At 74.4% G+C, this 22,099-nt stretch carries 11 protein-coding genes; 2 read left to right on the top strand and 9 right to left on the bottom strand.

Features of this window, described 5'->3' with window-relative positions; translation table 11 throughout:
* Positions 1 to 976: 976 nt before the first annotated feature.
* The 9 genes from TU30_RS26440 to TU30_RS26400 form a co-directional block, all read right to left on the bottom strand.
* Positions 977 to 1,825 carry an ABC transporter permease gene (locus TU30_RS26440; RefSeq protein WP_042174483.1) on the bottom strand — a complete coding sequence of 283 codons (849 nt, stop codon included), beginning with the start codon at positions 1,823 to 1,825 and terminating at the stop codon, positions 977 to 979.
* A 31-nt stretch (positions 1,826 to 1,856) separates the two neighbouring features.
* Positions 1,857 to 2,882 (bottom strand): ATP-binding cassette domain-containing protein, encoded by a 1,026-nt coding sequence (locus TU30_RS26435; RefSeq protein ID WP_042174454.1) that lies wholly within the window; start codon positions 2,880 to 2,882, stop codon positions 1,857 to 1,859.
* A 133-nt stretch (positions 2,883 to 3,015) separates the two neighbouring features.
* Positions 3,016 to 8,358 carry a type I polyketide synthase gene (locus tag TU30_RS26430; protein ID WP_078878532.1) on the bottom strand — a complete coding sequence of 1,781 codons (5,343 nt, stop codon included), beginning with the start codon at positions 8,356 to 8,358 and terminating at the stop codon, positions 3,016 to 3,018.
* 134 nt (positions 8,359 to 8,492) lie between these two features.
* On the bottom strand, positions 8,493 to 10,676 hold the full coding sequence (pabB, locus tag TU30_RS26425) for an aminodeoxychorismate synthase component I (RefSeq protein ID WP_042174452.1): 2,184 nt from the start codon (positions 10,674 to 10,676) through the stop codon (positions 8,493 to 8,495).
* 160 nt (positions 10,677 to 10,836) lie between these two features.
* Positions 10,837 to 11,607, bottom strand: a complete 771-nt coding sequence (locus TU30_RS26420) for a thioesterase II family protein (protein WP_042174479.1) — start codon at positions 11,605 to 11,607, stop codon at positions 10,837 to 10,839.
* Positions 11,608 to 11,901: 294 nt separating this feature from the next.
* Positions 11,902 to 12,096 (bottom strand): ferredoxin, encoded by a 195-nt coding sequence (locus tag TU30_RS26415; RefSeq protein ID WP_042174451.1) that lies wholly within the window; start codon positions 12,094 to 12,096, stop codon positions 11,902 to 11,904.
* A gap of 114 nt (positions 12,097 to 12,210) precedes the next feature.
* A complete protein-coding gene (locus tag TU30_RS26410) occupies positions 12,211 to 13,392 on the bottom strand; it encodes a cytochrome P450 (RefSeq protein WP_042174450.1) in 1,182 nt (393 codons plus the stop codon).
* Positions 13,393 to 13,462: 70 nt separating this feature from the next.
* Complete coding sequence (locus TU30_RS26405) at positions 13,463 to 14,521, bottom strand: DegT/DnrJ/EryC1/StrS aminotransferase family protein (protein WP_042174445.1); 1,059 nt, start codon at positions 14,519 to 14,521, stop codon at positions 13,463 to 13,465.
* 80 nt (positions 14,522 to 14,601) lie between these two features.
* A complete protein-coding gene (locus TU30_RS26400; RefSeq protein ID WP_042174443.1) occupies positions 14,602 to 15,978 on the bottom strand; it encodes a glycosyltransferase in 1,377 nt (458 codons plus the stop codon).
* 339 nt (positions 15,979 to 16,317) lie between these two features.
* On the opposite strand from TU30_RS26400, the gene TU30_RS26395 reads away from it, so the two are divergent.
* Complete coding sequence (locus TU30_RS26395; protein ID WP_042174441.1) at positions 16,318 to 19,209, top strand: AAA family ATPase; 2,892 nt, start codon at positions 16,318 to 16,320, stop codon at positions 19,207 to 19,209.
* Between the two features lie 83 nt (positions 19,210 to 19,292).
* On the top strand, positions 19,293 to 22,097 hold the full coding sequence (locus TU30_RS26390; RefSeq protein WP_042174440.1) for an AAA family ATPase: 2,805 nt from the start codon (positions 19,293 to 19,295) through the stop codon (positions 22,095 to 22,097).
* Positions 22,098 to 22,099 lie beyond the last annotated feature (2 nt).

Raw genomic sequence — 22,099 nt, 5'->3', positions numbered from 1 at the left:
GGGCCGAGCCCCGGCCCGCCCCGCCACCCCCAGGGCCCGGACCGGCTGCACGACGGCCACCACCGACGTGAAGGCCGGTCCGGGCTTTGCCGTACGCGGAAGTGCGCTTCGTGCCCGGCCGTGCCCGTCCGTGTCGAGTGCGCCCACGGCGGCCCGGGCTCGCGGCAGCGGCTGCGGCGGCGCCCGGTCGGGAACGGTGAGGACGGACCCACCGTGAGTACGGGCCAAAACCGCGGCGGGGAGGCAGCACCCGCTCGCGCCCGACCCCGCCGGGACCCGGTCCGGCCGGGGGTAAAAGGGGTGGTCGACCCGTTTACCGGTTCCCGGCTGCCCGCCTTGAGGCGGTTCGGGCAGCCGTCCCATCCGCCGACCAGCGACTCTTCCACCATCCCGGCACCCGTCACCGTCTGTTTCGCGCCGATCGGTGACCGAAACCAGGCGGTGTACCGGAAGCGTCCGCCCACCCCGGCCACGGGCGGGGCCGCGCACACCTCCCACGGGACTTGCGCCGTCCCCGCCCTCTCCCGGGCCCTCTTCCGCGCCCGGGACGCCGCCCCGGCGCGCCCGTTCGGCCCTCGGACGGTGCCCGTAGCGGTGCTTACGCCCGTTCCCGTGCCGATGCCGGGCCCGCACTCGTGCGGACGCACCGCGCCGGCGGTGCCCCCGTCCGCACGGATGCCGCGCCCGTACCGGCGCCGTACCCACACCCGCGCCCACACCGGCGCGGTACGCACGCCCGCGCGCGCCGTACCCGTATCCACGCCCGGTGCAGAACCCGCCCCCGGCCCGATCCCCGAGCCCCGACCTCCAGCCTCCAGCCTCCCCCCCCTCGACCGCCGACCGCCGACCGCCGACCGCCGACCGCCGACCGCCGGCCCTCGACCCCGTGCCCGCCCCGCTCCGTGCACGAGAAAGGCCCGCAGGTGCCTGTAAGCACCTGCGGGCCGGGTCCCGCGCCCGGGGGAGTGGCGCGGGGTCAGAGGGGCCGGCGGAAGCCGGCCAGGGCGGCGAACACGCCCGCCGCGCTGATGACCCCGCCGATGACCAGCGCCGGAATCGCGTGGTCCAGGCCCGGCACGTCCAGCGCGAGGGCGCGACTCGCGTCGATGGCGTACGTCAGCGGGTTCACCTGCGCCACGGCCGCCAGCCAGCCGGGCAGGTCGGCGACCGGCACGTACGCGCTGGACGCGAACATCAGCGGGAAGATCACGATCAGGGCGAGGTTCTGCAGGGGCTCCGCGCGCCGCAGCCACGCGCCGGCCGCGATGAAGGCCCAGCCCAGGGCGAAGCTGAGGAAGAGCGTGAGCCCGGCGGACAGGGCGAGTTCGGCGACGCCTCCGTTGGGGGAGTAGCCCAGGACCGTCATCGCCAGCACCATGATCACGAGGATCTGCACGGCGCTGCGCACCAGCCCGACCAGACTGCGCGCCACCAGCAGCGCCCCGGGGTGCACCGGCAGCGAACGCAGCCTGGCGACCACGCCGTTGCGCAGGTCCTCCACCAGGCCCACCCCGGACTGCATCGCCGACTGCGCGGCGTTGTCCACCAGCACGGCGGGCAGCACGAAGTCGAGGTAGCTCACGCCCTCCGGGAAGTGCGGGGGCATGCCCATCCTGCTGAACACCTGGGTCAGCACGAACAGGATGACGACCGGCTGGATCAGGCCGAACAGCACGATGCCCGGGTCGGTCACCATCGCCCGCAGCGACCGCCCGGTGAGCACCCGCACCTGGGCGACGAACGAACTCCCGCCGAAGTCGGGCGCCTCGAGTGCGACGGCCGCGGGCGCGTCCGGGCGCGGCGCGGGAGTGAGGTGCGTGGTCAAGAGGTCCTCCACAGAGGGCGTCGGGCGGCGGTCACGCCGGGGTCCTGGCGTGCTGCTCGGCGAGGGTCAGGTACACGTCGTCCAGGGTCGGTTCGCCGAACGTCAGCTCGGTGGCCTCGACGCTCGCCCGGTCCAGCGTGCGGATGACGTCCGCGATCTCCCGGGTGGTGTCGATCGGGACGACCAGAACGCGGGTGCCGTCCTCGCCGCCGACCGGCGCGAACCCGGCGCCGCGCAGCGCGGCCCCCGCCCGCGCGGGCGCGTCGTCCCCGTCCAGAGTCAGCGTGACGGTGCGCCGGCCGACGGTGGCCTTGAGTTCGTCGGCGGTGCCCGAGGCGACGACCTTGCCGGCCGAGAGCACCGTGATGGAGTCGGCGAGCCGGTCGGCCTCCTCCAGGTACTGGGTGGTCAGCAGGACCGTCGCCCCCTGCTGGACCAGGCCCTCGACGATCTCCCACAGCTTCAGGCGGCTGGACGGGTCCAGGCCGGTGGTGGGTTCGTCGAGGAAGATCACTCGTGGGCCGCCGACCAGCGACACGGCCAGGTCGAGCCGGCGGCGCAGGCCGCCCGAGTAGCCGCTCGCGCGCCGGTCGGCGACCGTGGTCAGTTCGAACAGCTCCAGCAGGTCGTCGGCCCGGGAACGCGCGGCCCGTCGGCCCGCACCGAGCAGCCGGGCGATCAGCACGAGGTTGTCCCGTCCGCTCAGCTGCGTGTCCACCGACGCGAACTGGCCGGTGAGACCGATACGGCGGCGGATCTCGAAGGGCTCGCGGGCCACGTCGTACCCGGCGACGGAGGCCCGTCCCGACGACAGCGGCAGCGAGGTGGTCAGGATGTTGACGAGGGTGGTCTTGCCGGCCCCGTTGTGGCCGAGGAGAGCCAGGACCGTGCCCCGGCGGGCGCTGACACTGACCGAGTCCAGGGCGTGGACCGATCCGAACGACTTGCTGACGCCCTCCGCCACGATCATCTGATCGCCGCCGCCGGGGCCGGAGTCCGGGCCGGATCCGGCCCCCGCTCCGGACTGGGTGATGGGGGGCATGACGAGCCCGCTCATGAGGTGATCTCCCGCTGGTGGGTGTGTGCTGGGTGGAGGGCCGGCCGGCGGCCGGACCGTGGGGCCCGCCGCCCGCCGCCCGCCGGGCGACGGGCGACGGACCACGGGGACGTGGGGGCACGCCGGTCGATGCCTACCGGTCGCCGCCCGGAGCGGCCGTGCCGTCCACCCCGTCCACGAGGCCGAACAGGTCCTCGTCCGTGCCGCCGGCCCCGGCCACGGGGCCGGACGGCCCCGTGTGCGAGCCGTCCGGCCCCGCCCCGTCCATGAGGCGGAACAACTCCTCGTCCGTGGCGTCCGCCAGGTCCAAGGGGTCCGCGGCCGGTTCCGCGCCGCCGGTGCGGGCCGGGGACCGGCGCGCGGCCAGCGTCCTCAGCCGGCCCGCCGTCCCGGAGTCGAGGTCGGCGCCCGACGTGAGCAGCGCCTCCAACTCGTCGACCAGGGAGGACGCGTCACGGGCACGGACCGGCCCGGACCGCCGGAGCGTGTCGCACACCAGCCGGGCCACCTCGGCGGGGGAAGGATGGTCGAAGACCAGGGTCGGCGGCAGCCGGACCCCGGTGACGGCGGTGAGCCGGTTGCGCAGTTCGACGGCGGTGACGGAGGTGACGCCCAGTTCGGTGAAGGCCAGGCCGTCACCCGCGTCCGGCGGCAGTTCCCCGCCGATCACGGCCGCCAGCTCGCCGCGCACCAGGTCCGTCACCAGCGCCTCGGCCTCCGCGTCCGCCAGGCCGGCCAGCCGCCCGGCCAGGGCGGGCGCAGCGTCCGCCGCCCCGGCCGTCTCCGGGCTCGCCACGACCACCGTGCCGGCCGGCACCGAGGCCAGCCAGTACGCCTCGTGCTGGAACGCGTACGTGGGCAGGGGGACCCTCCGCGCGCCCGGCAGCACCGCCGGCCAGTCCACCGGCAGACCGTGCGCGTGCAGCCGTACGGCGGCGGCGAGCAGGGCCCCCGCCTCGTCCTCCCCGCCCCGCAGCAGTGGTTCCACCACCGGCCCGTTCCCCGGCTCCCGCTGCCCGAGGTGCTCCGCCAGGCACTCGTCCACCATGGGCGTGAGCGCTGCCTCGGGGCCCAGTTCGACGTAGACGCCGGTCCGCGCGTCGGCGAGGTGGACGACCGCGTCCGCGAACCGGACGGTCTCCCGGGCGTGCCGCACCCAGTGGTCCGGATCCGCGGCCTCCGCGACGGTGAGCGGGCGGCCGGTGACCCCGGAGACCAGCGGTACCTCCGGCGCGGCGAAGGACAGCGACGCCACGGTCTTCCGGAACTCGGCGAGCACCGGGTCCATCAGGGGCGAGTGGAAGGCGTGACTGACCACCAGACGGCGCGTCTTGTACCCGGCGGCCGTCAGGCCGCCCGTCAGGTCGGCCAGCGGAGCCTCGGCGCCGGACAGCACCACCGAGCGCGGACCGTTCACCGCGGCGACGGCGACGTGCTCCTCGCGTCCGTCGAGCCACGGCAGCACCTCGGCCTCGGAACAGCCGACCGCCACCATCGCCCCGCCCGGCGGCAGCGACTGCATCAGCCGGCCGCGCGCCGCGACCAGCGCGCACGCGTCCGGCAGGCTCAGCACGCCCGCCACGTGCGCGGCGGCGATCTCGCCCACCGAGTGACCCACCAGCCGGGCGGGCGTCACCCCCCAGGACCCCAGCAGCCGGTACAGGGCCACTTGGAAGGCGAACAGGGCGGGCTGCGCGCAGCCGGTGCCGTGCAGCAGCCCCGCCTCCGCGCTGTCCGGGGCCGCCCACATCACCGATGTCAACGGCCGCTGGAGCAGCGGGTCGAGCTCCGCGCACACCTCGCGCAGCGCGGCGTCGAACACCGGGAACGCGGCGGCGAGCGTGCGGCCCATGCCGGGACGCTGACTGCCCTGACCGGTGAACACGAACGCGGTCCTTGCCGGGCCGCCGCCCGCGCCCCGGCCCGTCACCCCGGCGACGCCGTCCCGGGCGAACCCGGCCGCCGCCGCGGTGAGCGCGTCCCGTCCCGCCCCGCAGAGCACCGCCGTACGGGCGTGCACGGGGCGGGTGGTGAGCAGCGAGTACGCGATGTCGCGGGCCGGCACCTCCGGGTGGGCCTCGGCGTACGCGGCCAGCCGGCGCGCCTGGCCCCGCAGCGCCGCCGCGTCCCGGGCCGACACCAGCCACGGCACGACGGGCCCCTCGGCATCCTGCGCCCGCGCGGCCGGTGCGGCCCCCGGACCGGCCGGGGCCTCCTCCAGCACGAGATGGGCGTTGGTGCCGCTGATGCCGAACGACGAGACGGCCGCCCTGCGCGGCCCGCCCTCCCCGGCCGGCCACGCGCGTGCCTCGTTCAGCAGCCGGACGGTCCCGGCCGACCAGTCCACCCGGGAGCTGGGGGTGTCCGCGTGCAGGGTGCGCGGCAGTACGCCGTGCTGGAGCGCCAGCACCATCTTGATCACCCCGGTCACGCCGGCCGCCGCCTGGGTGTGCCCCAGGTTCGACTTGACCGAGCCCAGCCACAGCGGGCGTCCCTCGGGACGCTCCCGTCCGTAGGTGTCGAGCAGCGCCTGCGCCTCGATCGGGTCGCCCAGCGTGGTACCGGTGCCGTGCGCCTCCACCGCGTCGACGTCCGCCGCCGTGAGCCCCGCGTCGGCCAGCGCGCGGCGGATCACCCGGCGCTGGGCGGGGCCGTTGGGCGCGGTCAAACCGTTGGAGGCGCCGTCCTGGTTGACCGCCGAGCCGCGGATCACCGCCAGCACCGGATGGCCGTTGCGACGCGCGTCCGACAACCGCTCCAGCAACAGCAGACCGGCGCCCTCCGACCAGGCGGCCCCGTCCGCGCCCTCGCCGAAGGACTTGCAGCGGCCGTCCGGCGACAGGCCCCGCAGCCGGGAGAAGCCGACGAACGGCGCCGGTGTGGCCATCACCGCCACCCCTCCGGCGAGCGCCAGCTCCGACTCCCCGGACCGCAGCGACCGGCACGCCAGGTGCAGCGCCACCAGCGACGAGGAACAGGCCGTGTCCACCGTCAGGGCCGGGCCGTCCAGGCCCAGGGTGTACGAGATCCGCCCGGACAGCGCACCGGCGGAGGTACCCACCGGCAGCAGCCCCTCCAGTTCCCCGGACGGGTCGGTCGCCCCCGTCGCGTAGTCGTGGTACATCGCGCCGGTGAACACGCCGGTACGGCTGCCGCGCAGCGACAGCGGATCGATCCGGGCCCGCTCCACGGCCTCCCAGGCGGTCTCCAGCAGCAGCCGCTGCTGCGGATCGGTGGCGAGCGCCTCCCGCGCCGACATGCCGAAGAACCCCGCGTCGAAGTGGGCGGCGTCGCGCAGGAATCCGCCCTCACGGGCGTAGGTGGTGCCCGGGTGCTCCGGGTCGTCGTCGAAGAGGGTGTCCAGGTCCCAGCCGCGGTCGGCGGGGAACCCCGACACGGCGTCGCCGCCCTCGCCCAGCAGCTCCCACAGCGCCTCCGGGGAGGCGGTGCCGCCGGGCAGCCGGCAGGCCATGCCCACGATCGCCACGGGCTCGTCGTGGAGTTCCGGGCCGGAAGCCGGCTCCTCCTCCTGGCGGTTCAGCCCGGCCAGCTCCCGGGCCAGGGCCGCCGGGGTCGGGAAGTCGAAGGCCACCGCGGCCGGCAGCGGCAGGCCCGTGGCCTCGGCGAGCGCGTTGCGCAGCCGCACCGATGCCACCGAGTCGAGGCCGTGCGCGCGGAAGGTGACGTCCGCTCCGATGGGACCCGCGCCGTCCGCGCCCCGCGCGCCGAGCACCTCGGCGACCGCCGCCACCACCAGGTCGAGGGCGGTGCCGAGGTCCGGGCGGGGCGCGTCGCCGGGAACCGGCTCCGGACGCGCGGCGGCGTCGGCCAGGATCTGCTCCAGCACCCGCCGGTTGATCTTCCCGGCGGGGGTGCGCGGCAGGGCCGGCAGCACGACCAGCTCCAGCGGGATCTTGTACTCGGCGACACCGCGCTCCCGCAGGAACGCCGTCACCTCCCCGAGGCCGACCGTGCCCGCCGGTGCCTCCGTGGCGTCCCGCGGTGCCTCCGCGGAACCGGACGGGCGCGCGGTCACCACGAGGCAGGGGTACTCCCCGAGCCGCGGGTCGGGCTTGGCGACCACCGCCAGCGGACCGATGCCCGGCAGATCCGCCAGCAGGCCCTGGATCTCCACGGCGTTGAACTTGCGGCCGCCCACGTTGATGAGTTCGGCGGAGCGGCCGTGGAACACCACGAGGCCGTCCTCGCCGATCGAGGCGAGGTCACCGGTGCGCAGCCAGCCGTCCTCCGACACCACCGACCGGGTCAGCTCCGGCTCGCCGTAGTAGCCGCGGAACATGCTGGGACTGCGGTAGTACAGTTCCCCGGCCTCGCCCGGACCGCACGGCCTGCCGTCCTCGCCGAGGACGCGCATCCGCGCGCCCCGGACCGGCCGTCCCACGCTGTGCGCGGCGACCTCCGGCGGGTCCCCGGCCAGACTGCTGGTGCCGTTCCCGGCCTCCGACATGCCCCACACCACGACCAGCGCGGTGTCCAGCGTCCCGCGCACGTCCCGCACCAGGGCGGCGGGCAGGGCGGCGCCGGCGGTGAGCACCCGCTCCGGGCGGAACCCGGCGCCCCCTGCCGACTCCCGTGCCCGCGCCACCACGTCGTGCAGCTGCGCCGGCACGGCCACCACCACGCTAGGCCGCGCCGACCGCGCCAGCTCCAGGAACCGGTCCACGTCCCAGGAGCGCAGCAGCACCTGCCGTCCGGAACGGAACAGTGCCGAGTACAGCGACTGCAGGCCGAAACAGTGGGTCAGCGGGCACGCCGTGATCAGGGTGCCGCCGTACGCCCCGGCGCTGTCCTCGGTGGCGGCACGGGAGTTGGTGAGCAGCGAGTCGTGGGTGTGCAGGCAGATCTTGGGCCGCGCGGACGTCGTACCGGACGAGGGGAACAGCAGGAACGGCGCGTCCGGCCGCACCTCCACCGGCCGGGGCCGCTCACCCGCCCAGCGGTCCAGCAGACCCTGAACCGACTCGGTGCCCCCGGCCGCTCCGTCACCGGTCACCAGGACGGCGCGCAGCGACGGCAGGGACTCCCGCAGGGCCGCCGCGGCCAGCGGGCCGCCCGGCTCCTGGGTGCCGGCCGGCAGCGCGAGCACCGCCGGACCGACCCGCTCCAGCAGGGCCCGTACGTCGGCGGGGGCGTTGCCCCGGTGCACGGGCAGGGTGACCGCCCCGACCGACGCCGCCGCCAGGTGCAGCGTCACGTACTCCCAGCAGTTGGGCAGGTGCAGGGCGACCACGTCGCCGGGCCCGACACCGGCCTCCTGGAGCGCGCGGGCCAGCGCGTCCACGTCGTCCCGCACCTCCCGCCAGGTGCGTTCGCGTTCCCCGTCCACCAGGGCCACCGCGTCGCCCCCGGTCCGCACGGCGTCGGCGAGAACCGCGGGCAGGGTGAGACCGTCCAGCTCGCCCTCGCGGGCACCGGGCGGCCGGATCACGTAGTCGTCAGCGTGGACGGGCACCATCACTCCCGGGGGTCGAGCGTTTCCGGTGAACGGGGAACCCTCTCAGGCTGTTGCCCAACGCCCCGGGTTTTCCCTAGACATGGGCCGCCGCAGGCATGCGGGGGCGCGGAACGGGGGACGGACCCCCGCCCCGCCTACGGGCCCGCCGGCGTCACGTCGGACACGGCCTCGCCGGCCAGTTCCTCACGCCCCGGGAACGCGGCGCCGAGCAGCCGCAGCAGCGGCGCGGCCTTCACCGCCGTCTCCTCGAACTCCGCCGCCGGGTCGGACAGCGCGATGACGGCGCCGCCGACGCCGTAGCGCAGCCGGTTCCCGCTGAGCACCACCGTGCGGATGACGATGCTCAGGTCCACCGCGCCGGTCAGCGAGAAGTAGCCGATGGCACCCGAGTACACACCGCGCGGGCCGCCCTCCAGCCGGTCGATGATCTGCATGGTGCGGATCTTCGGGGCGCCGGTCATCGAACCGCCGGGGAACGCGGCGCGCACGGCGGCGACCGGGCTGAGACCGGGGCGCAGCCGCGCCCGGACCGTGCTCACCAGCTGGTGCACCGTCGCGTACGTCTCCACCTGGAACACCGGGTCGGCGACGACCGAGCCGACCTGCGCGCACCGGCCGAGGTCGTGCCGGACCAGGTCGACGATCATCAGGTTCTCGGCGCGGTCCTTCTCGTTGGCCGCCAGGTCCCGGGCGAGCCGCTCGTCCTCCCGCGGATCGGCGCCGCGCGGCCGGGTGCCCTTGATGGGCTTGGACTCCATCACGCCGTGCCGGTCGATGCGCAGGAACCGCTCGGGCGAGGTGCTCAGCACGGCCATCGGCCCGAAGTGCAGGAACGCCGCGAACGGCGCCCGGCTCACCCGTCGCAGACAGCGGTACGCCTGCCAGGGGTCGAGATCGGTGTCCGTCTCGGCCATGTTGGTCAGGCACACCTCGTACGTCTCGCCGGCCGCGATCTCCTGCTGGCAGACGTCGATCAGCTTGAGGTAGGCGTCGCGGTCGTGGCGCAGCACGACCGGGCCGGTGCCGCCGGACGCGGGCGCCTCGCAGGGCCCGGGTTCCCGGCCCGCGAGGGTCTCCAGGGTGCCGGCGGCCGACGCGAGCCAGGACCGGGCCGGCTCCTCGTCACCGTCCTCGGCCAGTGCCAGCAGGTACGTCGTGTCGGTGCGGTGGTCGAGGACCAGGGCGCGGTCGGCGAAGACCAGGACGGCGTCCGGGTCGGGGGAGCGGTGCGCCGCGTCGCCGTCGCACTCGGCCTTCAGCTCGTATCCCAGGCAGCCGACCCAGCCCAGCGCGAAGTCGAAGGGGAGATCGGGGACTTCGGTGCTCAGCCCGGCGAGGTCCCGCTCCAGCCAGGCCAGGAAGGGCGACTGCTCGACGCGCGTGGTGCCGCCCTCGGTGACGGTCACGGTGCCGGTCTCCACGTCCGCCGAGGCGACGCGGGCCAGCGGGCCGGACGCGTCCCCCATCACGGACAGCTGCCCCAGGCGTCCGCCCGGGCGGCTGCTGTCCAGCCAGAACGGGTGGTCGCCGGTGCGGAACAGCCGGTCGAAGGCGACCTCCGCGTCCCACCGGGTGCGCAGCCGCTCGGCGACCACCCGCAGCCGGCGCGGCGATCCGCCGCCCGCCGCACCGCCCGCCGTGGCGGGGGCCGGTGCCACGGCCGTGGCGGTGTCGGCCTCCGGGGGCCGCCGCTGCGCGGGGACGCCCGTCGTGACGACCGGCCGGTGCCCGCCGGCCCGGTCGTGCTCCTCGGTGAGCCGGCGGAAGTTCTCCAGCAGCCGGTGCCCCTCCCGGGTGCCGATGGACTCCGGATGGAACTGCACCCCCCACAGCGGGAGCGTCCGGTGGCGCAGGCCCATCAGCACCCCGTCCGCCGACCACGCCGTGGCCTCCAGCTCCGGCGGCAGGTCCGTCACGGCCAGGGAGTGGTAGCGCACCACCTCCAGCGGCTGCGGCAGCCCCTCGAACAGCCCGGTGCCGTTGTGCCGCACCGCGCAGACCCTGCCGTGGTGAGGCTCGGGGGCCCGGCCCACCGACGCCCCGTGGGCCAGCGCCATGCCCTGGTGGCCCAGGCACACCCCGAGCACGGGCAGCCGGCCCTCCTCGGCGATGCCCGCGCACAGCCCGAAGTCGGCGGGCCGGTGCGGTGTGCCCGGACCGGGGGAGAGCACCACGTTGTCGAAGGAGCCGAGGAGACCCGGCCGCCACGCCGGGTCGTCGTTGCGGATCACCTCTGGTTCGCGCCCGTTGACCCGGGACAGGTAGTGGAACAGGTTGTAGGTGAACGAGTCGTAGTTGTCGACGAGCAGTGTGCGCATGAGCGTTTCCTTGTCCAGGAGGCGCGTGAGCGGAAAGTGACGGGGAACGTGACGGACGCGGGTGGCGGTCCGGCCGTGTGCGGGCTCTCCGGTGGTGGGTCGACCACGACTCCTGCGCCTGCCCGGGCGGCGCCGTCCGGCGGCACCGCCCGGGCGGACGTCAGGACGCCGGGGCGGACCGTGCCAGGTCGAGGGCGTCGGCGATCTCGCCGTTGACCGCCGTCAGGTGCTGGGTGAGGAAGAAATGGCCGCCGGTGAACACCCGCAGCCGGAAGGGGCCTTCGGTGTGGTCCTGCCAGCGCTCGGCCTCCTCGGCCGTGGTGAGCGGGTCGCCGTCGCCGGTGAGCACGGTGACCCCGCAGCGCACCCTCCGGTCCGGCGGGCAGGAGTACGTCTCGATGGCGCGGTAGTCGCCGCGCAGCGCCGGCAGGGCCATGCGCAGGATCTCCTCGTCGCCGAGGACGCCCGACGCGGTGCCGTTCAGCCGCTTCATCTCGGCGACGATGCCGTCGTCGTCCCGCAGGTGCACCTCCTCGGCCCGCGTGGTCGACGGGCCGCGCCTGCCGGAGGCGATGACGGTGAGCGGCCCGGCGCCCTTCTGCTCCAGCCGCCACGCCGTCTCGAACGCCAGCGCCGCGCCCATGCTGTGCCCGAAGAACACGCTGGGCCGGTCGTCCAGCGCCAGCAGCTGCTCGGTGACCAGGTCGGCGAGCCGGCCGAGATCCTCCACACAGGGTTCCTTGCGCCGGTCCTGGCGGCCGGGATACTGCAGCGACAGGACCTCGGCGGCCGGGGCGAACCGAGCCGAGACCGGGTGGTAGAAGCTGGCCGAACCGCCCGCGTGCGGGAAGCAGACCAGCCGTACCGCGTCGGCGTCGGCCGGGTGGTAACGCCGCAGCCACAGGGCCCCGGTGTCGTCAGCGGTGGTCACGGTGTGAGTCCCTTCGGTGATGCTGCGGCCGACGGTGCTCCGCCGGCCGGGCGGGCCCGCGGCGGTCCGGGACGGGCGCACCTCCCGCACCGGACCGCCGCGGGCCCCTGCGTCCCCGGCGGGGTGTCCGGACCCTCGGGAACCCGGACGCCCCGCCGCGGAATCCGCGGCCGGGCCGGCGCTGTCGCCCCGTCCCACCGCGGAAGTCCTTCCGTCGACCGCCCCGAAACGCCCGCCCGGCCGTCCCCAACGGGCGCGGGCGGGCTTCGCGGTCGGGCCGGTCCTCATGGACGGTCAGTCCTCGTGGACGGTGACCGAGCCCGACGGGCACAGGTCGCCCGCGGCCCGGACGCCCTCCGCGTCCGCCTCCTTCGGCTCCTGCACCAGCAGGACGACGATCCCGTCCTCGTCCTGGTCGAAGACCTCCGGCGCGTTCAGCGCGCACTGGCCCGCTCCGACGCACCGCTCGCTGTCGACGGTGACGCGCATGCTCGTTGCTCCTTGAGGGATGGGGACTGGAACGTGGGTTTCCGGGCGGGGTGCCGGGCCGGCGGGGTGCCGGGTGCCGCCGGGACCGTCCGGCGGCACCCGGGTGCCGGTGGCCTACCAGCGCACCGGCAGCTCGTGGAGTCCGAACAGGATCCCGTCGTACTTGAAGGCCAGCTCGTCCATCGGGACGGCCAGCTCCAGCGTCGGGATGCGCTCGAACAGCTTGCGGTAGGCGATCTCCATCTCGACCCGCACCAGGTTCTGGCCGAGGCACTGGTGGACGCCGTAGCCGAACGCCACATGGCGGCGTTCGGAACGCTCCGGGTCGAAGGCGTGCGGGCAGCCGAACACCTCGGTGTCGTGGTTGGCGGCGGCCAGCAGCGGCACGATGCCCTCACCCTTGCGGATGAGCTGACCGGCGATCTCCATGTCCTCCACCGCGACCCGCAGCGCCACCATGTCGGCCACCGAGTGCAGCCGCAGCAGCTCCTCCACCAGCCGCTCGTTGCCGATCCACTGCCGGTTGCCGAGCAGGGTGACCACACCGAGGCCGATGTTGTTGGCGGTGGTCTCGTGGCCCGCGATCAGCAGGAGCAGCAGCACCCCCGACAGTTCGACGGCGGTGAGCTGCCCGGTGGCCAGCAGCCGGCTGATCAGGTCGTCGCCGGGCCACTTCTCCTTGATGGCGATCAGCCGGTTGATGTAGCGCAGCAACTCCCGGGTGGCGGTGGCCCGCTCCTCGTCGGTGGAGGTGCGGATGGCGACCAGGGTGCGGGTGCGCGACTCGAAGAAGTCACGGTCCGCCGGCGGCACGCCCAGCAGCGAGGAGATCACCAGGGACGGCACCGGCAGCGCGAAGTCGCTGATGAGGTCGGCGTGGTCGCCCGCGGAGAGCATCGCGTCGATGCGCTCGTCCACGGTGCGCTCGATCGCCGGGCGCAGTTCCCGGACGCGCCGCACGGTGAACTCCGGGATGAGCACCTTGCGGAACCGGTCGTGCTCGGGCGAGTCCAGGCCGACGAACCAGCCCGGGATCTGGTCCTGCTTGGGCACACCCATCGTCTCACCGACGTTGGGGAAGCCCTCGTTGTCCGGGTTGGCGCTGATCTTGGGGTGGGTGAGCACCGTGCGCACGTCCTCGTGCCGGGTCACCAGCCAGATCGGCACCCCGTTCGGCAGGTGGGACAGCACCAGACCGTTCTGCTCGCGGTGGCTCGCGTACTGGGACAGGGGCAGCGGCTCCTCCGGCGTGCGCCGGGGGAAGCCGACCACCGTGGGGTCGGTGCCGGTCGTCATGTCCGTTCCTTCTTCCTCTTCCTGAGGTTTCCAGGGGTGCCGCGCGAAGCCGCGGCCGGGTCCCGGCGGTTCAGCCCGCGGAGTAGAACTCCCGGACGGCTCCGGTGATGTATTCCTGGTCGGCGGCGGTCAGCCCGGTGTGGGTGGGCAGGTACAGGCCGTCCTCGCTGAAACGGTGCGCGTTCAGGGACGGCCACACCGGGTCGAGGTAACCGGGCTGCCTGCTCATCGGCTTGAAGAACAGCCGTGTCTCGACGCCCCGTTCGGCGAGGTGGGCACGGAGTTCCTCGCGGCGCTCCGCACGGATGTCGTACATCCACAGCACGTCCCGCGGCGGCATGAGCGTCACACCGCGGACGCCCTCGAGTCCCGCGTCGTAGCGGGCCTCGATCTCCCGGCGGGCGGCCAGGATCTCGTCCAGCCGCTCCACCTGCGCCAGCGCCACGGCCGCCTGCATGGCCGTCATGCGGAAGTTGTAGGCCAGCTTCTTGTGCAGGAAACTGTGGTCGCGGGTGAACGCCATGGCCCGCAGATGCGCGAGCTGCTCGGCCAGCCGCGGGTCGTCGGTGAGGCAGACGCCGCCCTCGCCCGCCGTGATGATCTTGTTGGCGAAGAGCGAGAAGCACGCGATGTCCCCGACCGGCCGCACCCCGTGCGCCTCCGCCGAGTCCTCGACCACCCGCAGGTTGTACTGGTGCGCGAGGTCCATCACCGCGTCCATGCCGCAGCGGCGCCCGTAGACGTGCACCGGCATCAGCGCCCTGGTACGCGGAGTGATCTTCTCCTCGATCAGGGAGACGTCGATGTTCAGGTCGTCGCCGCAGTCCACGAAGACGGGCGTCGCCCCGGTGTACGTGACCGCCCACGCGGAGGCCACCATGGTGAACTCCGGCACGATCACCTCGTCGCCCGGCCCGATGCCCAGTGCGCGCAGCGCCAGGGTCAGCGCGGCCGTGCCGGAGGAGCAGGCGACGCCGTGCGCCACGCCGTTCCACTCGGCGAACGCCTCCTCGAAGCGCCGCACGTAGGGGCCCTGCGAGGAGATCCAGCCGCCGCTGACGGCGTCGGTGACGTACTCCAGTTCACGCCCGCCCAGAGTGGGCCGGGAAACGGGTTGGGTGAAAGACATGCGTCCTCGCTGCGATGGTGCGTGCGATAACCGGAAGGGAAGGGCGGTCGTTCGGGGACGGGCCGGCGGACGGCCGGGCGTCATGGCCGCGGCAGCACGCCCAGGATCAGATCGGCCGCCGCCTTGCGCCCGCCGGCCGCCCGCTGCAGCGCGCCGAGGCGCTCCGCCCGCTCGCGGAAGGAGGGGTCCTCGACGACCCGGGTGAGCTTGTCGACGACGTCGTCCGGGTCCACGGTCTCCGGCCGGTCCAGCGTCAGGCTGAAGCCGAAGTCACGGCCGCGCACCGCCTGGTCGAAGCAGTCCACCCACAAGGGCCGCACCACCTGCGGCTTACCGAAGTAGACGCCCTCGTGGTAGGCGTTGCCGCCGCCGTGCGAGAAGAACACCGACACCTTCGGATGGGCCAGCACGTCCAGCTGGGACGGCACCCAGCTCTCCACCCGCAGGTTGTCCGGCAGCGAGGCGGCCGGCGGCAGCAGGTGCTGCTGCTCCTTCGGCAGCTTCCACAGGAACTGGTGCCGGTCCGACATCCGGCGGGCCACCTCCACCAGCGCCGCGACCTCCTCACGGGTCAGCCGGGTGATGGTGCCGAAGCCCATGTAGACCACCGACGACTGCCGGTCCAGCCAGCCGCCGAGGTCCTCGTCGTCCGGGCACTCCGGCAGCGGCGGCAGCAGGGCACCCACCAGCCGCAGCTTCTCCGGCACGTCGAAGGGGTAGTCCAGCTCCGGGACCGAGGAGCACAGCACCATCTCGGCCGCGTCCACCCGGGTCAGGGAGTTGGGCGGGGCGATGCCCAGTTCCTTGCGGAGGGCGGCGTCCTCCTTGAGCACCTTGCCCATCGACGGATGCAGGAACATGAAGAGTGTCCGCCACTTGAACAGCGTGTTGGTGAGCCGTTGCCGGGGCGTCATCTCCAGCGGCAGACCGGAGTTGGGCACCGGGAAGTTCCTCGGGGTGTACGACGCGCCGAAGGGGTTGTGCGAGGTCAGCACGTTGCTCGGGACGAAGGGCACGGACAGCACGTACGGGATCCGGTGCGCGAGTGCCAGATCCACGCCGAAGCCGCTCACGCAGTCGATCACCATCAGGGACGGCCGCACCCGCTCCACCACCTTCTCCAGAGCGCGGTACTTGCGAGCCTGGAGCGCCGGCCTGTACGACTGCCGGACCACGGCGCGGTGCGCCTTGAACCGGGAGGGCTGGGTGACCTTCCGGTACACGGTGTCGTCCCAGGTCACCGCCGACAGTTCGGACACCGCCTCGCCCAGTGAGGCGAACGACACCGGGGAATCGGCGGCCAGTGCCGCCACGTCCTCGCGGCGGTGCTCGTCGGTGGCGAACCACAGGTCGGGCACACCGCGCCGCGCCAGTTCCCCGGCCAGCACCAGCAACGGGTTGAGCAGGCCGCTCTCGGGGAGACCGACGAAGAGGATCGGCCGTGCGGCGGAGTCCATGAGGGCCCTTTCACGAGATGACTGCCGGGGGTCGCCACCCGCCCGCACGGGCGGAACCGGCGGGCGGGCAGGACGGAGTTGTCCGTGTGCGGCCCGTCGGCCGGGGCCCGAGTCGGGCGGGTGGCGACCGCACCCCACCTTGATCTCACGGGCGTAACCGGGAAATCCTTAGACTTCCCGTCGCAGGGCGGGACGGGCGCCGGGCGCAGAACCCCGAGATACTCCGAGGTGACCGGCGTTCCCTGTACGGTGGGGCGCGCCGAGCGCTCCGCAGCGCCGGGGACAGGGGCTGCTCACCAAAGCGCCGGCCCTGGCCTCAGCACGAGCAAGGGGGACCACGTGACGAACCGGGAACGGGCCATCGGTCCGTCCCTCCCCCTGGTCGGCCGCGAGGCCCAGCTGGAAACACTCGCCGCCAGGGCCGCCGCCGCCCGCGCCGGACGGCCGCACATGGTCGTCCTCGACGGGCCGGCGGGAATCGGCAAGACCTCCCTGCTGCGGGCCGCCCTCGAGGACGGCGGACCCTGCGACGGAGCGACCACGCTGTACGGAGCCTGCCGCGCGATCGACTCCGGAAGCGGCTACAGCGGTGTACGCGCTCTGTTCGGACCGCTCAACCTCACCGCACGCCGACGCCGGGCATCGTCCCTGCTCGGCGGAAGCGCCCGCCACGCCCTGCCAGCCCTCGCCCCCGACCTCGTCGACGCGGACACCGCACCCGGTGCCACCTTTCCCGCCCTGAACGGCCTGTACTGGCTGGCCGCCAACCTCATGGCGGAGCGCCCCCTGGTGCTGGCCCTCGACGACACCCACTGGTGCGACGAACGATCCCTGCGCTGGCTGGACTTCCTGCTGCGCCGCGCCGACGGGATGCCGCTGCTCGTGGTGCTCGCCCAGCGCAGCGAGTCCGACCGGACGGCCGGGCCCGCCCTGACCGACCTGGTGGCCCACCACCGGCCCGCGCCGCTGCACCTGACCGCACTGCCGGCCCGTGATGTCGAGACCCTTGTCCAACGTGCCTTCCCGGGTGTCCTGCCGCAGCCCTCCTTCGTCGACACGCTCACCGCCGTCACCGGTGGCAACCCCCTTGAACTCCAGCGGCTCCTGCACAGACTGCGCGCCGCCGGGGCGGCCCCCGACGACACGGGCACCCGGCGCATCACCGAGATCGGGGGCCGGGTCATCGCCTCCTCCGTGCGGGAGGTTCTGGACGGCCAGCCTGACCGCGTGCGCGAGGTGGCCCGCGCCCTGGCCGTGCTCGGCCCGGAACGGACCGAACACCTCGCGGCCCTCGCCGGTGTGTCCGTCGTGCAGGCCGAGGAGGCCGTGCAGATCCTGCACCGGGCCGCGCTCCTCCGGCCCGGCCGGACCGAGCCGGCGCACGACATGGTGCGCGCGGCGATCCTCTCCACGGTCGGCTCCACGGCCCTCGCCGGTCTGCGTACCCGGGCCGCCCAACTGCTCAGCGACGTCGGGCGGTCCCCCGAGCAGATCGCCGGCCAACTGCTGCTCCTGCCGCGAGCCGACCGGCCGTGGATGATCTCCGTCCTCCTCGACGCCGCCGCACAGGCGGAACAACGGGGGGCTCCCGAGGCTGCCGCACGGTATCTCGAGCACGTGATGAAGGCCGGGCCCGATGCGCCGGAGGCCCGGATACGGCTCGCCGAAGTCCTGTCCGAGACGGATCCGTCCCGCTCCGTGACACTGCTGCACGAGGCGCTGGCCCGCACGGACGACGTGCGCACCCGGGCGAGGGCAGCGGTCCAGCTCGGACTGACCTGCCTCGGCGTCCAGAGGTCACCCGAGGGCGCCCGCGTGCTGACCGAGGCACTGGACGCCCTCAGCGCCGAGCTCGGCCCCGAGGCGGAACCCGCCGACCGGGAACTTCTCACCATGGTCGAATCCGTCCTGCTGATCGTCGGAGCGGACGAGAAGAGTACCCTGCCGGCGGTGCGTCACCTTGCGGCCCGGCTGACCCCACCGCCGGGCGACACGCCCGCCCAGCGCCAGCAACTCGCCATGCTCAGCGTGCTCACCGCCATGGACGGCCATTCCGCAGCCCGGTCGGTCCGTCAGGCACGGCGTGCCCTGCGCTTCCCGGACGTACCGCTCGGCGCCTGGTCCCTGCTCCCCGCCTCTCTCGTGCTGTCCCTGGCCGACGAGACCGACGAGGCGCTGGACGCGCTGGACGCCGTCCTGCGCGACAGCCGGCGGACCGCGGGGGCCTGGACATGCGGTCTCGCGCTCTCCACCCGTGCCTTCGTCCATCTGGACCGGGGTGACATCACGCAGGCCGCGGCAGACGCCCAGACGGCTCTCGACCTGATCGAGAACGAGGACCGGGGCGAGGGCGCCACCATGCCGCAGACCGCCTGTGCCCTGGCCCTCACCGAGCGCGGTGAGCCGGCCAGGGCCGAGGCGGTGCTCGACACCATCAAGCGCCCGCGCATCGAGCGCTTCGCGTGGGAGTACCACTGGTACCTCATGGCACGGGCACGGGCCCGGTGGGCCCACGGCGACCGGGAGAGCGCTCTCACCCTGTTGCGCACGTGCGGGGACTCCCTCGCCGAGGCGGGACACGCCAATCCGGTCCTGGCTCCCTGGTGGCTGGACGCCGCCTGCCTGCTGGCCGATGCCGGCCGCATCGACGAGGCCCGGGAAACGGCCGACCACGGTGCCAGGCCGGCCGAACGCTGGGGAACCCCTCGCGCCCTGGCCTACGCCGCCCTTGCCCGCGGCGTCGCCACGCCCGGTCCGGAAGGAATCACCCGGCTGCGGGAGGCGGTCGGCCGGCTGGCGGCATCACCGGCCCGCGCCGACCACGCCCGCGCGCTGCTGCTGCTGGGGCGGGCGCTGCTGGCCGGGGGCGCGCCGCGCGAGGCACGCGAACACCTGCGGGAAGCGGTCGCGATCGCCCACCGCTGCGGCTGCGTGGCCCTCGCCCGACGGGCCCGCGAGGAACTGGTCGGGGCGGGTGGAAGGATGCGGGAGGTCACGGTCTCACCACTGGACATACTGACCGGAACGGAACGCACGGTGGCCACGCTGGTCGCCTCGGGAGTGAGCAACCGGGAGGCCGCGGAGTCCCTGTTCGTGACGGTACGCACCGTGGAACTCCACCTCACGAGCATCTACCGCAAGCTCGGGATCACCCGCCGCGCCGATCTCGCGGGCATCCTGCGCGAGGAGACCCCGGCCGCTCCCGGCTCCCGGCCCGGTGCGACCCGGTGAGAGCCATACGGGTGCAAGGCCACCAGGTAAACGTTGTCCCGCAGGTCCGCCGGGAAGCGTGCCGGCGTCCGTACGATCACGCCATGCCGATCGCCGAGCTCCTTTTCCTGGAGCGTGACCGCGAGCAGGCCGTGCTGTCCGCCGTGACCGGGGAACTACGGGCGGGCCGGCCGGCCGTGGTCACGGTGACGGGCGAACCCGGCGCGGGACAGAACGAACTGCTGCGATGGGCGGCCCGGCACGCCGCCGAGCAGGGACTTCGTGTCCTCACCGCCCGCGCGACCCCCGCCGAACAGGATCTGCGCTACGGCGCGGTCAGCCAACTCCTGGCGGGCCACGAGAGCTTCGCCGGCCATCTGCCCCACCTCTTCCTCGATCAGGGCCGGCCCGGCCGGTTCCCGGGGCTCACCCGTCTGCTGACCGTGGCCCGTGACCGGCCCATCCTCCTGACGGTGGAGGACGTCCACCGGCTCGACTCCGACTCGCTGCGCTGGCTGGAGGCTCTGGTACGCCGGTTGCCCCGCGCGCCGCTGGCCTTGATCACCAGCAGTATCCGCACGGCGGACATCGGCCTCGACTGGTGCGCGGGCAGCCCGCTCACCGGCTCGACCACCACCGTCGAACTGCCTCTGTCCGGCCTCACCCGCGCCGGGACGGACAGCGCCGTGCGGACCGTCTGCGGCACCCTCGGCGACCGATCCTTCCTCGACGCCCTCGCCGACGCGACCGGAGGCAACCCCGCCGCCGTACGCGACACCCTGCACCGCTTCACCCGGGCGGGGCACACCCCGGACGCGGACCACGTGGACCACGTCCGTGCCATCGCGGCCGACGTGATCGGCGAGCACGCCGCTTCGGCGCTCGGCGGTCTGCGCGACCCCGTCGCCCTCGGCGTCCTGCGGGCCCTCGCGGTCTGTGACGAACTCCTCGATTTCCCGCTGGTACTGGCCCTGGCAGGACCGGGCGCAGTGTCCGAGGGCCGTCTGCGTGCCGCTCTGCTGGACAGCGGTCTCGTCGTCGTGCGTGACGGCCGGATCCGGGTGAGGGGCCCGGTCGTGCGGGCCCGGATCATCGAGGAGATGACCGCCGCCGAGCGTGCGGACCTGCACGCACGTGCCGCCGAGCTGGCCCACCGGGCGGCCGCCGACGACCAGGGCATCGGCGATCTGCTGCTGCCGGCCCGTCCGGTCGGCGCTCCGTGGGCGGCGGAGACGCTGTGCCGTGCCGCCGCCGCCGCTCTCCGCGCCGGCCGACACGACCGTGCCGCCGCCTATCTCTCCCGCGCCCTGGACGAACCGCTGTCCGCACAGGACCGCCTGGGTGTCCTGCTCCAACTGGCCGGCACAGAGCTGGTGATCGCGCCCGTCGCCGCCGGGCGCCGTATCACGGGCATCCTCCGGGAGCCCGGAGAGGCGGCCGCCGCCTTCCGCTCCCGTGCCGGCGACCTGTTCCTCCTCAGCGGTGACACGGACACCGCCCGGCGCGCCCTCGCCGGCGCCCTCGCCGACAGCAGGTCCGGCGACAGGCGGGGCACACCGCCCGCCGACCACCGGGCGGCGGAGACGGCGGCAGCGCACCACGAGGAGCTGACGGCCCTGCTCCGGGTGGCGCAGCCGCTCCACCGGACGCCCGCCGAGATCGCCGTCCCGCCCGTGCCGGAACTGCCCCGTACTTCACGGAACCCCGCCGTGAACGGCGTGCACGCATGGGAGGCCGCCGTGCGGGGAGACGATCGGGGGGAGGCCCGCAGGCTGGCCCGTGCCGCCCTGGCCCCCGGCCCCTTCGGCCGGCCCCCGCTCACCGTGCCCCGTCTGCTGGCCTGCCGCACGCTCCTTCTCACCGAGGACGGGGAGGAGGCCGAGAACCACCTGTGCGCCCTTCTGGCCGAGGCCCACCGCGAACGCAACTCCGTGGCGGTCGGCCGGGTGCTCGCCCTCCGCGCCGAACTGCACCTGCGGCACGACCGTCCCGATTCCGCCGCCCGCGACCTGGCCGCCGCCGACCTCGAACTGCCACCGGACAGCAGACACCCGCTGTCCCACCCGTACTGGACGGCGCTCGGCGTCATCACCGACCTGGCCAACGGCCACCTGGACCGGGCGCGTGCCGCCGCCGACCACCCCGTGCCGCCCCCCGCCGAAGAGTCCCTGAACGGTGCCCAGTTGCTGTTCGCACGTGGCCTGCTGGCCAACGCGGACGGCGACCCCCACCGGGCCCGTGCCCTCTTCCGGGCCTGCGGGCGCTGGCTCCTGCAGTACGGCTGCGCCAACCCGGCCGTCCTGCCCTGGCGCTCCCGGGCCGCCGAGGCCGCCCACGCCCTCGGCGACGCGGCGCAGGCCCGGAGACTGGCGCAGGAGGAACTCGAACTCGCAGAGCGCTGGGGTGCGCCGGGCTCCATCGGCGCGGCCCGGCTCTGCCTCGCCACGATCAGCGATGAGGGCCGCGTCCAGCCGCTCCGGTCGGCTGTCGGGGCTTCCGGACGCTCCCAGGGCCCGGGCGCCCACCCGTATGCGGCCGTGGCACCGCTCCCCGCCGGGAGCGGCGAACGCGACCGTGCGAGGGCCGTCGTCCCCCTGACAGGTGACACGACCGGCGTCGGCACGGGATCCGCCGGTGCCCACGGCGTCGCGGTGCCGCCACCCCTGCCGTCGCCCCGGCCCACGAGAGCCCGCACCGGCGCCCTGCCGTCCGCATGGCGGACCCTCTCACCGGGGGAACAGGCCGCTGCCGCGCTCGCCGCCCGAGGCCTCGCCAACCGGGAGATAGCCGCTGCGCTGTCGGTGACCACCCGCACCGTGGAACTGCGCCTGAGCAGTGTCTACCGCAAGCTGCGCATCCGAGGACGCGACGGACTGCGCATCCTTGGCCAAGGTACGGAGGACGACTGACC

Source organism: Streptomyces sp. NBRC 110035 (assembly GCF_000829695.1).
Classification (GTDB): domain Bacteria; phylum Actinomycetota; class Actinomycetes; order Streptomycetales; family Streptomycetaceae; genus Streptomyces.
The sequence above is the reverse complement of the archived record's forward strand: the minus strand, read 5'-3'. Positions and strand labels throughout refer to the sequence as shown.